Source organism: Guptibacillus spartinae (assembly GCF_028610625.1).
Classification (GTDB): domain Bacteria; phylum Bacillota; class Bacilli; order Bacillales; family Guptibacillaceae; genus Guptibacillus; species Guptibacillus spartinae.
The window spans coordinates 1-12,067 of record NZ_JAQQWU010000017.1; the positions used below are offsets into that span (position 1 = coordinate 1).

Genomic DNA, 12,067 nt, shown 5'->3' on the forward strand with positions numbered 1-12,067 from the left:
ATGATGTATTACAATCTCTATAGATGTCAGTGGAACTTAAAAAAGATGACCCCTGTTCAATACAGGAATCATCTTCTTAATATTGCCTAGTCTTTTTTAAACTGTCCTTTACACAGGGTACATATTACTTAGCCCGGAGGTTTTTTTGAGGAAAGATGTGTTTTGCTCAATTTCTTGTTTAGTGGATCTTATAGTAGATGGCGTTAAAAGCATCCTTATTTCTTTTTTGGGGAAAATCGGTTACACTAAAAGGTATTGTGGATTAGTCTGTCACTTTTAAGCTGATAGTTATCCACTGTGGATAATTGGTTAAACTAATAGTACTTCTTAATAGATAAAAACGTTAAATCACAAAGTTAAGGTGTGGATAGAGAGGTGAAGGTAAGTGGAATATGAAACAATTGCTGCGATATCGACTCCAATGGGTGAAGGAGCGATTGCGATTGTCCGACTTAGCGGAGAAGAAGCCATTAAAATAGCGGATCGGTTATACAAAGGAAAGCAGCCGCTTGAATCAGTTGATACGCATACCATTCACTATGGACATTTGATTGATCCAGATACGGAACAAGTTGCTGAGGAAGTAATGGTTTCGGTTATGCGGGGACCGCGTACTTTTACGAAGGAAGATATTGTCGAAATCAATTGTCATGGGGGACTCGTTTCTGTAAATCGAGTCCTTGAATTAGTATTGCGTAGTGGAGCGCGTCTTGCAGAACCAGGTGAGTTCACGAAGAGAGCCTTTTTAAATGGGCGTATTGATTTATCGCAAGCAGAAGCGGTAATTGATTTAATTCGAGCAAAAACAGATCGTGCAATGAACGTTGCTTTAAATCAGATGGAAGGTCGCTTGTCGACACTAATTGCTACCTTAAGACAGCAATTGCTTGAAACAGTTGCACATGTTGAGGTGAATATTGACTATCCTGAATATGACGCAGAGGAAATGACAAAGGATCTGTTAACAACTCAGTTAAAAGAAGTAGAAAAAGAGATTGAAGGTATTCTTGTTACGGCAAGACAGGGGAAGATACTGCGTGAAGGTCTCTCAACGGTTATTGTTGGGCGCCCGAATGTTGGGAAATCTTCTTTATTAAACAGTCTAGTTCATGAGAACAAAGCGATCGTAACGGATGTGCCTGGAACAACACGGGACGTCATTGAAGAGTATGTTAATGTAAGAGGCGTACCGTTACGACTAGTCGACACAGCAGGTATTCGAGAAACAGAAGATCTCGTCGAACGAATTGGTGTTGAGCGTTCACGCGAGCGTTTAAAACAAGCTGATCTTATTCTACTAGTTCTGAATTATAACGATGAGCTTACACATGAAGATGAGAAGCTTTTTGAAGCTGTTAAAGGGATGGACGTTATTGTCATCATTAATAAAACGGATCTTGATGAAAAACTTGACTTAGACAGAGTGAAAGAGTTAGCGGAAGAACATCCCATGATTACAACTTCGCTAAAAAATGAACAGGGTGTTGATGAGCTTGAACAATCAATCTCTGAACTATTTTTTGCAGGAGAAGTGGAGTCACAGGATTTAACATATGTATCAAACTCTCGTCATATTGCTTTACTGGAGCAGTCTCGAAGAACGCTTGAAGACGCGTTAGGAGCCGTGGAGGCAGGCATGCCAGTGGATATGGTGCAGATCGATATTACACGGACTTGGGAGATTCTTGGAGAAATTATTGGTGATACGGTTTCTGATAGTTTGATCGATCAGTTATTTTCACAGTTTTGTCTTGGGAAATAAGAAGATTAAAGGAGGAATACGGCAATGGGTTACAAAGCCGATTCTTATGATGTTATTGTTGTTGGCGCAGGTCATGCAGGTGTTGAAGCAGGACTTGCTTCTGCGAGAATGGGTGCCAAAACACTCATGCTTACACTTAACCTAGATTCTGTTGCATTTATGCCATGTAATCCAAGTGTAGGAGGCCCTGCAAAAGGGATTGTTGTGCGGGAAATTGATGCACTTGGCGGAGAAATGGGACGTAATATTGATAAAACGCATATTCAAATGCGTATGTTAAACACAGGTAAAGGACCTGCTGTACGCGCATTGCGTGCACAGGCTGATAAAGTGCTCTATCAAAGTGAAATGAAGCGAACAATTGAAGAACAAGACAACCTGACGCTTTTGCAAGGAATGGTTGAGAAGTTAATTGTTGAAGATGGTGTCTGCAAAGGCGTCATTACAAAAACAGGTGCAGAGTATGAAGCGAAGTCAGTGGTGTTAACAACGGGTACATTCATGCGTGGACGTGTCATTATTGGTGATCTTTCGTATGAAAGTGGACCAAATAACATGCAGCCGTCTGTAAACTTGTCTCACCATTTGGAAGAGTTAGGTTTTGAGATGGTTCGCTTTAAGACAGGTACCCCACCGCGCGTTAATAATAAATCAATTGACTATAGCAAAACGGAAATTCAGCCCGGAGATGAAAAACCGCGTGCGTTTTCTTATGAAACGACGGAATTTATTACTGACCAGCTACCTTGTTGGTTAACGTATACAGGAGAAGAGACGCATAAGCTGATCAATGATAACCTTCATCGTTCTCCAATGTATTCAGGTATGATTGAAGGCACAGGACCACGTTACTGTCCATCGATTGAAGATAAGATTGTTCGCTTTAATGATAAACCCCGACACCAGATTTTTCTTGAACCAGAAGGACGCAACACAAAGGAAGTATATGTGCAGGGTCTATCAACAAGCCTTCCGGAGGACTTGCAGCAGAAAATTCTTAAAACCGTACCAGGACTTGAAAATGTCGAGATGATGCGTGCAGGCTATGCGATTGAATATGATGTTGTTGTACCAACGCAATTGTGGCCATCACTTGAAACGAAGACAGTTAAGAACCTCTTTACTGCAGGACAGTTAAATGGGACTTCAGGGTATGAAGAAGCTGCAGGACAAGGAATTATGTCTGGAATTAACGCTGCAAGGAATGCACAGGGGCGTGAAGCAGTGATTTTGGATCGCTCACAAGGCTACATTGGCGTTATGATTGATGATCTTGTAACAAAAGGTACGAACGAACCGTATCGTTTGTTAACCTCTCGTGCAGAATACCGTCTTCTTCTGCGTCATGATAATGCGGATTTAAGATTGACAGAGTTAGGTTATGAGATCGGCATGATCCCACAAGAACGTTACGATCGTTTCATGGCTAAGAAAGAAATGATTGAAAAAGAAATGAAGCGTCTAGAGAAAGTTGTCATTAAGCCGAGCGAACAAGTAAATGCAGTGCTTCCAGAGAAAAGTACGGAATTAAAAGAAGCCATGCATGCAGCCAATCTTTTGAAGCGTCCCGAAGTAACGTATCAAGAAATTCATCAACTTGCTCCAGCCGATCATGATATTCCTGAGGATGTTGCAGAACAAGTAGAAATCCAAGTGAAATACAGTGGTTACATTAACAAAAGCCTGCAACAGGTTGAGCGCATGAAGAAGATGGACGAGAAGAAAATTCCTGATGGTATTGATTATTATGCGATTGGTGGGCTTGCGACTGAAGCGAAGCAAAAACTTGATGAGGTTCGTCCTCTATCAATTGGTCAAGCTTCCCGCGTTTCAGGGGTTAATCCAGCCGATGTATCGATCTTACTTGTGTATATCGAACAAGGTAAAATCGCTAAAATTGCAAAATAACGTACAAATGGAGGGGCTATGAACGAGCAACAGTTTCAGGAGTTGTTAGAGGAGAAAGGGATTACTCTTTCTTCTAAACAACTTCAACAATTTCAAACCTACTATGAGATTCTTGTTGAATGGAATGAGAAAATGAATCTTACGGCAATTACCGATAAGGAAGAAGTGTACGAAAAGCACTTTTTCGATTCTATCATGGCCGCATTTTCTTTTGACTTTTCTTCTGACTACCATATTTGTGATGTGGGAGCGGGAGCGGGCTTTCCAAGTTTACCTATTAAAATTTGTTTTCCTCATTTAAACATCACGATTGTCGATTCACTTAACAAACGAATTGGTTTCCTGGAGCATCTTTCTTCTAAACTTCAGTTGGAGAATGTCTCTTTTTATCATGATCGTGCAGAATTATTCGGTAAAAACAAAGATCATCGCGAAAAGTATGATGTTGTTACGGCAAGAGCTGTTGCGCGTCTGTCTGTTCTTGGTGAATTATGTTTACCGCTTGTTAAAACCAACGGCTACTTTGTGGCGTTAAAAGGTCCAAATGTTGAAGATGAGCTGGATACAGGAAAGCAAGCAATTAAGCTTCTTGGTGGAGAAGTCGTTAAGCGAGATACGCTAACATTACCAGCAGAAAAAAGTGAGCGAAATATCGTAACGATAAAAAAAATCAAAACGACTCCTAAAAAATATCCAAGAAAGCCAGGCACGCCAAATAAAAATCCTTTATAATGAAGATGGACTGCATATGAACGGTTAAGTGTTTCACATGGAACGCTGCTCCAATGGAAGGAATTTGTTTTTAGGCAGCGAATCAGTTAAGGAGTCGATTAAAGGTGGTGTTAGGCGATGAAGCATACGTTTTCACGTCTTTTCGGTTTGAACGATGAAAAAAGCGAGACGATGGAAGTAGAACAAGAGGAAGTAAAGCAACTTCTTGTTGAGGATATTATTCCGAACCGCTTCCAGCCTCGAACAATTTTTATAGATGAGAGAATTGCTGAATTATCTCAGACGATAAAGACTCATGGAGTTATTCAGCCGATCGTGGTTAGAGAACGTGAAGGCAAGTATGAAATTATTGCCGGGGAAAGACGCTGGAGAGCAGTCAAGAAGCTTGGTTGGGAGCGAATTCCTGCAATCGTGAAGGAATTTAACGATTCTCAAACAGCCTCAATAGCGCTTATTGAAAATTTACAGCGTGAAGAATTAACGGCTGTTGAAGAAGCAATGGCATATGCTCAGTTAATCGAGCTACATGATTTAACTCAGGAGAGTCTTGCTCAAAGACTTGGAAAAGGGCAGTCAACCATAGCAAACAAGCTAAGGCTTTTAAAATTGCCAGAACCTATTCAGCAAGCTCTTTTACAGAAGAAAATTACGGAGAGACACGCTCGTGCTTTAATTCCACTTAAGAATCCTGAGAATCAAGTGAAGGTTCTGAATGAAGTTCTGGAGCGCCAGTGGAATGTAAAGCAGACAGAAGAACGCGTAGTTCGCATGTTAGAAGGCACTGTCCAAAAACCGAAGCCGAGAAAGAAATCGGTTAGTAAAGATATGAGATTGGCGGTAAATACAATACGCCAATCGCTTGATATGGTGACAGAGACTGGTTTAATGATTGATACAGATGAAGAAGACCACGATGAATACTATCAATTTACCATTCGTATACCGAAAAAGAAGTAAACTCATCCACTTGGATGAGTTTTTTATTACAGCAATGTTATCCCAAGTACAGGGAACGACCATTGAAAAAAGAATCCAGATAATTGGAAACGTGATAAACTAAAGAGAGTATTGTGGCGAATGAGAGTGGGGTGGCAAGTTGGCAAATATTGTGGCGATCGCAAATCAAAAAGGTGGAGTTGGAAAGACGACGACTTCAGTTAATATGAGTGCATGTCTTGCTTATCTAGGAAAGAAAGTGTTACTTGTGGACATCGATCCTCAAGGCAATGCAACAAGCGGCGTTGGCATCGAAAAAGGCGATATTGAAACGTGTGTTTATAATGTTCTTGTTGATGACGTGGAAGCGGGAGAAGTAATACAGGAAACGATTGTCGAGAATTTGCATGTGATTCCTTCCACAATTCAGCTTGCAGGTGCAGAAATTGAGCTAGTTCCAACCATTTCCCGGGAAGTAAGATTGAAGCGGGCTCTCCATAAAGTTGAAAAAAAGTATGATTATATTATAATAGATTGTCCTCCATCATTAGGGTTATTAACAATAAACGCTTTAACTGCGGCGAATGCAGTGCTTATCCCGGTGCAGTGTGAGTATTATGCACTTGAAGGGCTGAGTCAGCTACTGAACACAGTTCGACTTGTCCAAAAGCATTTAAATACAGAATTAAAAATCGAAGGTGTTCTTTTAACGATGCTTGATGCCAGAACAAATCTCGGGATTCAGGTGATTGAAGAGGTTAAGAAGTATTTTCAAGAAAAAGTGTATCGAGTGATTATTCCTAGGAATGTACGGTTGAGTGAAGCGCCAAGTCATGGCAAGCCAGTCATTGTATATGATCCAAAATCTCGAGGAGCTGAAACTTATTTAGAACTTGCAAAGGAAGTGTTAGACAATGGCTAATCGTGGTTTGGGTAAGGGGATTAACGCCTTTTTCCCTTCCCAAAAAGAGGACGAGGTAGTGAAAGAAATACCAATTAGTGAACTTCGTCCTAATCCTTATCAACCGAGGAAGAAGTTTAGCAATGAAGCCATTGAAGAATTGCGCGCTTCGATTGAAACTTTCGGTGTTCTTCAGCCATTAATTGTTCGACAGAGTATTAAAGGGTATGAAATTGTTGTTGGGGAGCGAAGATATCGCGCTTCAAAAGAAGCAGGTCTTACAACAATTCCTGCTGTTGTAAAAAAGTTAACGGATCGAAAAATGATGGAAATTGCATTAATTGAAAACCTGCAACGCGAAAATCTAAATCCAATTGAAGAGGCACTAGCTTATCAAAAATTGATGAAGGAAACGGATGTCACCCAAGAAGAGTTAGCTCAGCGTCTTGGAAAAAGCAGGCCACATCTGGCGAATTTTTTACGTTTGTTGCAATTACCATCAGAAGTGCAGGATTATATTTCTGAAGGTAAGCTTTCAATGGGCCACGGTCGTGCGATACTTTCATTAAAGAAAAAAGAAGCCCGAAAAACGCTAGCCGATCGAGCATTGAAAGAGAAGTTAAACGTTCGGCAGCTTGAAAAGTTAATTACACAGTTAAATCAAAACGTTTCACGTGAAACAAAGAAAAATGAAAAATCAGATCCATTCTTGAAAGAAAAAGAAAGTTCTCTTCGTGAGAAGTTTGGAACCTCTGTTTCAATTAAACGATCAAAGAAAAAAGGGAAGATTGAAATTGAATTTTTCTCAGAGGATGATCTTAATCGTATTTTAGATGTATTAGAAGAAAAGAGGGATTAAGAGCATGAGCTTCGTTCATGCTCTTATTTTAACGAAACGTGATGGGGTGATAAGGTGATATATTTTGATCAAGCGGCAACATCGTTTCCAAAACCGCCGGAAGTTGTCCAGGCAATGACAGAGGTGATGACAGAGTATGCGGCAAACCCAGGTCGTAGCGGACACGCTTTATCTCGCCGTGCGAATGACGTGATTATTCAAGCACGTGAACAGCTAGCGGACTTTTTCGGATTCGACTATCCTGAACGGGTTTGCTTTGCCGCTAATGCCACTGCGGCACTAAATCAAGCGATCAAAGGTTTTCGTTTTGAGGAAGGAGATCATGTTCTAACCACTTCGTATGAACATAACTCTGTACGTCGGCCACTCGAATACATGAAAAAAGTTGCTGGAATTGAAGTTGATTACTTTAACGTAGGGGAAGCAGAAGGTTTTGATAGAGAAACATTTCGCAATGCGATTCGACCAAATACAAAAATGATTATCGTTTCACACGGATCCAATTTAACTGGCAACATTGTCCCTATTGACATGATCGGGGAGATGGCAAAAGAAAAAGAAATCACATTTTTAGTTGATGCATCTCAAACTGCTGGTATACTGCCTATCCACATGAGGGAAATGGGGATCGATTTGTTAGCCTTCCCTGGACATAAAGGATTACTAGGACCTCAAGGGACAGGTGTGCTTATTGTTGGCGAAGGAATGGAGCTAACTCCTCTATACCATGGCGGTACTGGAAGCAGCTCAGAATTAATTGATCAGCCGGACCAACTACCAGAACGCCTTGAGAGCGGTACATTAAATACGCCTGGTATTGCAGGGTTGTTAGCTGGTTTAGGCGCTGTAAAAAAGATGGGTCTGCTTGAAATAAGAAAGCATGAACAGAAGTTAACTGAGATGTTACTAAAGGGTTTGGATCAAATTGAGTATGTTTATGTTTATGGACCGACCGAGCGACTTGGCGTCATTCCTTTTACAATAGAGGGAATTGATCCCCAAGAAATCGCGATTATTCTCGATCAGCATTATCAAATAGCAGTAAGAGCAGGATTGCATTGTACGCCGCTTGGTCACGAAACAATTGGGACGAGCAGTACGGGAGCGGTTCGTATAAGTGTAGGGCCTTATAATACAGAAGATGAAGTTCATAAAGTGATCGAAGCAATAGGAGAAATTGTTGAGGGGTACTTCGGCTGAGGAGATGTAGGGAATGGTGTTTTTAGGTACAATTGTAAATGGAATAGCCATTGTTATTGGTACTTTAATTGGAACATTTAGCAGACGAATTCCAGACAAAACGAAAACGACGATCATGCAAGGGCTCGCTCTCGTTATTACCGTGATTGGTCTTCAAATGGCGATGAAAAGTGAACAATTTCTTATCGTCATTGGTAGCCTTGTTCTTGGTGGTATGCTTGGAGAATACTGGGATCTCGAAGGAAAACTTGCAACCTTAGGTAAGTGGATTGAGAAGAAAACGGGTGCTTCTTCAGAAGGAAGTGTTGCCCAGGCTTTTGTAACCGCTACTCTTGTTTACGTTGTTGGTGCAATGGCAATTCTTGGTGCACTCGATAGTGGTCTTCGAAATGATCACGCCATTTTATTTACGAAATCGCTGATTGATGGTTTTACAGCGATTATGTTTACAGCTACGCTTGGATATGGAGTGTTATTTTCAGCAATTCCGGTTATGTTATACCAGGGGTTGATTGCTTTATTTGCTTCTCAAATTAACCAACTTGTCCCTCAAGTGCTCCTGGATGCGTTTATTGCAGAAGTAACATCAGCAGGAGGTATTATGATTATGGCAATTGGCCTGAATTTGCTTGGGATCATCCATATTCGAGTAGCTAATTTCCTACCTGCATTATTGATTGCAGCTATTCTTGTTTCTGCTATGACTCTTTCTCCCGCTATTTTTTAATGTCAAAAAGCTCATGTGATGGCTATTTAGCCAGAACATGAGCTTTTATTTGTTGCTAGGGAAGTTGAACCAGATCATCCCCCCAATTGGATGCTTTCTTTTTTTCTAACGGAAGGTTTCTTCCATATGCTTCAATTGACTCGTGAAGACTGACAGCCATCACATCTGCCATTTTCATGACAAGATTTAATCGTGTGTTTTGTAGAACAAAGTATTCCATGAACCCACTTACATTCACAATACCTGTTAAATGAATGTTTCCTACTTCGGGAAGTTCCTTTTTAACCCCAGCTCCCGGCTTAACTGGACCTTCTCCCGCCGTTATAATCCCAACTGAATGAAGACGTCCGAGACAAGCATCAATTCCAATGATAAACGGGCGAGCATGAGCTTGAGCAATTGATTCCATAACCTCATTTAAATTGACCGCATGAACAGGTGATTCAAGCGTACCGTAAACTGTTGCTTTTGGTTTTAGCTGTTCTAATTTAGTTCCTACGAGTGGACCGAGTGCGTCTCCTGTTGAACGATCTGTTCCAATACAAACAATAACGATTGAATCCGTTCTTCGTGCCGGCAAAAGTGTGGAAAGCCTCTCACTAAGCGTTTTTATAGCCAGAGTATCCTCATGATGGATTCGATACGCAGCAGGCTTTTTTTGAAAAAACTTGTCTCGAAGATTCATAGGATTCTCTCCTTTGTAATAGTAGTAACAGTATACGGAAATCTGACGTGATCTATACATACAAGATGGTTTTTGCGATGTATTTCACTTCAAACGTATAACGAGTAGGCCAGGGAGGGAATGCCATGTTAAGCGGTGGATTGAAATGGCTGTTTCTTATATTAGGAACAATGATCGGCGCTGGTTATGCTTCAGGACGAGAATTGTGGCAGTTTTTTGGGCATGAAAGTGTACTGGCTATTATGTTGTTTACGCTGATGTTCTCTATTTGTTGCTTTGTGATTATGAAAATTAGTTATGAAACGAAATCAACGCACTATATTCCGATTTTGGAGCGACTTGTTGGGAAAAGACTTACCGGTATTTATGATTTATTAATCATCCTGTATTTATTTACGACAACGATTGTGATGTTGGCAGGTGGTGGTGCCACAATGGAAGTGGTTCATCTGCCGTATTGGTCTGGGATTGGCATTCTCGCCTTACTTGTTGTTATCTTGTTTTTTTGGGATATAAATGGCATGTTATCCATGAATGCCTTTATTCTCCCTCTCCTTATTATTTTACTACTTTCTGTGCTGACGTTGTTTATCTATGCAAATCCTTCAGCAATCCTTTTTAATTGGACAAAACAGTCAAATTGGCCAGCTGCATTTACGTTTACAGCTCTTAATATTCTCCCTCTCGTTGCGGTTCTTTCAGCCGTTGGTCACCAAATTAAGCATCGAGGAGAGATTTGGATTGCGAGTGTTGGAAGTGGGGTTATTCTTGGGGGGGTTTCGTTTCTCTATAATCAATCGTTAATACAAGTTGCTCATGACTTACTTCTCTATGAAATTCCACTATTTGCGATACTGAAAAGTTATCCTTATTACATGATTTTAATTATGTCTGTATTGTTATGGTTAGCGATTTATACAACAGCGGTTAGCGGTGTTTTTGGCCTTACTTCAAGATTCCGAGATTTACTTGGACTTCCTCTATGGCTTGTTGCATTCCTGATCGTGTTGATGATGATTCCATTTACGTCGTTTGGTTTTTCGACGCTGGTTGCTTTTTTATACCCTCTGTATGGTGTGCTCAATCTTTATATTTTGGCTTCTATCTTGATTTTCCCAGTTCTAAAACGGTATGATTTGTTATCATAACACTAAAAACTGGGAGGGATGATGCTTGGATTGGTTCGAGCCATTGTGGAATTCTGCATACGATTATTTAGCCAATCGTGATCTTTGGGGGAATGTAGTAAAAAGAGGATTTACGATCCTTGCCATCATTATCGGAACATGGATTTTTCTTCGGATCGCTAAATCAGCTCTAGCCCAAATTTTTGCAATCCGTCTGAAAAGTCCACTTCGGTTATCTGAACGGAGAGAAGCCACGCTCATCCGTTTAATTGAAAATATTTTAACCTACGTCACCTACTTTATTGCACTGGTGATGATTTTAAGTGAATTTGAGGTGGATGTACGAACGCTAATTGCTGGAGCTGGTGTCGTTGGTTTAGCTGTTGGTTTTGGAGCTCAAAACCTCGTTCGGGATGTGATAACAGGATTCTTTATTATTTTTGAAAAACAGTTTTCTGTTGGCGATTATGTACGGATCTCAGGAGTGGAAGGCTTTGTTGAAGAAATTGGTCTACGCGTGACAAAGATTAAAAGCTGGACAGGAGAACTTCATATTTTACCGAATGGTAATATAAATCAAGTGACGAATTATTCAATTCATAATAGTATTGCGGTTGTAGATGTGAGTATTGCGTATGAAGAGCAAATTCAAGAAGCTGAAGAAGTGATTGTTGAATTATTGGACGAGCTTTACGAGAAATTCGATGCGATGATCGTAAAGCCGGAATATTTAGGTGTACAGAATCTTGGCGCCTCAGAAGTCGTTCTTCGAATCATTTCTGAAGTACAACCAATGGAGCATTGGGTCATTGGACGGGAAATTCGTAAAGCAGTCAAACAAAGGCTTGATGAAAGTGGTATTGAAATACCGTTCCCACGTGTTGTCATGTATCAGCGTGACGAGCAGGGTGAAGTGAAAGAAAAAGCATAAGGGGGGATCCTTTTGTCCGTTAAAGAATTCGGCCTAAACGATGTTGTTGAAATGAAGAAAGCTCATCCATGTGGGGAAAATCGTTGGAAAGTGATTCGAATGGGAGCAGATATTCGAATCAAGTGTCTTGGATGCAATCATAGTGTGATGCTTCCTCGAAAAGAGTTCTCCAAAAAGTTAAAGAAAGTACTTGAGCATGCAGAATCTTGACCGTCCATTTCGGGCGGTCATTTTACTTGAAGCGAAATGGTGGGCGCTTGTTTTTTTACGTTGTCATCTCTATAATTGATAGGGTATGT

The 12,067-nt window shown here is 40.6% G+C and carries 13 protein-coding genes; 12 read left to right on the top strand and 1 reads right to left on the bottom strand.

Features of this window, described 5'->3' with window-relative positions; genetic code table 11:
- From PQ511_RS20620 to PQ511_RS20660, 9 genes are all read left to right on the top strand, one after another.
- On the top strand, positions 1–90 hold a 90-nt coding region (locus tag PQ511_RS20620; protein WP_273851146.1), incomplete at its 5' end, for an IS3 family transposase.
- 295 nt (positions 91–385) lie between these two features.
- Positions 386–1,762 (top strand): tRNA uridine-5-carboxymethylaminomethyl(34) synthesis GTPase MnmE, encoded by a 1,377-nt coding sequence (mnmE, locus tag PQ511_RS20625; RefSeq protein ID WP_273853866.1) that lies wholly within the window; start codon positions 386–388, stop codon positions 1,760–1,762.
- A 24-nt stretch (positions 1,763–1,786) separates the two neighbouring features.
- Complete coding sequence (gene mnmG / locus PQ511_RS20630) at positions 1,787–3,670, top strand: tRNA uridine-5-carboxymethylaminomethyl(34) synthesis enzyme MnmG (RefSeq protein WP_273853867.1); 1,884 nt, start codon at positions 1,787–1,789, stop codon at positions 3,668–3,670.
- Between the two features lie 18 nt (positions 3,671–3,688).
- Positions 3,689–4,402 carry a 16S rRNA (guanine(527)-N(7))-methyltransferase RsmG gene (rsmG, locus tag PQ511_RS20635; RefSeq protein ID WP_159786973.1) on the top strand — a complete coding sequence of 238 codons (714 nt, stop codon included), beginning with the start codon at positions 3,689–3,691 and terminating at the stop codon, positions 4,400–4,402.
- 117 nt (positions 4,403–4,519) lie between these two features.
- Positions 4,520–5,359, top strand: coding sequence for a nucleoid occlusion protein (gene noc, locus PQ511_RS20640; RefSeq protein ID WP_273853868.1), 840 nt, complete (start codon positions 4,520–4,522; stop codon positions 5,357–5,359).
- A 139-nt stretch (positions 5,360–5,498) separates the two neighbouring features.
- Complete coding sequence (locus PQ511_RS20645) at positions 5,499–6,260, top strand: ParA family protein (protein WP_273853869.1); 762 nt, start codon at positions 5,499–5,501, stop codon at positions 6,258–6,260.
- Positions 6,253–7,098 (top strand): ParB/RepB/Spo0J family partition protein, encoded by an 846-nt coding sequence (locus PQ511_RS20650; RefSeq protein WP_273853870.1) that lies wholly within the window; start codon positions 6,253–6,255, stop codon positions 7,096–7,098. The genes PQ511_RS20645 and PQ511_RS20650 overlap by 8 nt, the downstream gene beginning before the upstream one ends.
- 54 nt (positions 7,099–7,152) lie before the next feature.
- Positions 7,153–8,298 (top strand): aminotransferase class V-fold PLP-dependent enzyme, encoded by a 1,146-nt coding sequence (locus PQ511_RS20655; RefSeq protein ID WP_273853871.1) that lies wholly within the window; start codon positions 7,153–7,155, stop codon positions 8,296–8,298.
- Between the two features lie 13 nt (positions 8,299–8,311).
- Positions 8,312–9,025: a DUF554 domain-containing protein gene (locus tag PQ511_RS20660; RefSeq protein WP_273853872.1), complete on the top strand. Its 714-nt coding sequence runs from the start codon at positions 8,312–8,314 to the stop codon at positions 9,023–9,025.
- A gap of 55 nt (positions 9,026–9,080) precedes the next feature.
- On the opposite strand, the gene yyaC is transcribed toward PQ511_RS20660, so the two are convergent.
- A complete protein-coding gene (gene yyaC, locus PQ511_RS20665) occupies positions 9,081–9,710 on the bottom strand; it encodes a spore protease YyaC (protein ID WP_273853873.1) in 630 nt (209 codons plus the stop codon).
- Positions 9,711–9,835: 125 nt separating this feature from the next.
- Here yyaC and PQ511_RS20670 point away from each other — a divergent pair, with 125 nt between their 5' ends.
- The 3 genes from PQ511_RS20670 to PQ511_RS20680 are packed head-to-tail and all read left to right on the top strand — an operon-like array spanning position 9,836 to position 11,978.
- Complete coding sequence (locus tag PQ511_RS20670; protein ID WP_273853874.1) at positions 9,836–10,858, top strand: YkvI family membrane protein; 1,023 nt, start codon at positions 9,836–9,838, stop codon at positions 10,856–10,858.
- A 25-nt stretch (positions 10,859–10,883) separates the two neighbouring features.
- Positions 10,884–11,768: a mechanosensitive ion channel family protein gene (locus tag PQ511_RS20675; RefSeq protein WP_273853875.1), complete on the top strand. Its 885-nt coding sequence runs from the start codon at positions 10,884–10,886 to the stop codon at positions 11,766–11,768.
- A gap of 12 nt (positions 11,769–11,780) precedes the next feature.
- Entirely contained in the window at positions 11,781–11,978 is a 198-nt protein-coding gene (locus tag PQ511_RS20680) for a DUF951 domain-containing protein (protein WP_273853876.1), read from the top strand.
- The last annotated feature ends 89 nt before the right edge of the window (positions 11,979–12,067 follow it).

Excerpts from the sequence above, each read along its gene's own strand:
- noc (WP_273853868.1), top strand. The coding sequence starts at position 4,520 with ATGAAGCATACGTTTTCACGTCTTTTCGGTTTGAACGATGAAAAAAGC.
- PQ511_RS20650 (WP_273853870.1), top strand. The coding sequence starts at position 6,253 with ATGGCTAATCGTGGTTTGGGTAAGGGGATTAACGCCTTTTTCCCTTCC.
- yyaC (WP_273853873.1), bottom strand. The coding sequence starts at position 9,710 with ATGAATCTTCGAGACAAGTTTTTTCAAAAAAAGCCTGCTGCGTATCGA.
- PQ511_RS20670 (WP_273853874.1), top strand. The coding sequence starts at position 9,836 with ATGTTAAGCGGTGGATTGAAATGGCTGTTTCTTATATTAGGAACAATG.
- PQ511_RS20660 (WP_273853872.1), top strand. The coding sequence starts at position 8,312 with ATGGTGTTTTTAGGTACAATTGTAAATGGAATAGCCATTGTTATTGGT.
- mnmG (WP_273853867.1), top strand. The coding sequence starts at position 1,787 with ATGGGTTACAAAGCCGATTCTTATGATGTTATTGTTGTTGGCGCAGGT.
- rsmG (WP_159786973.1), top strand. The coding sequence starts at position 3,689 with ATGAACGAGCAACAGTTTCAGGAGTTGTTAGAGGAGAAAGGGATTACT.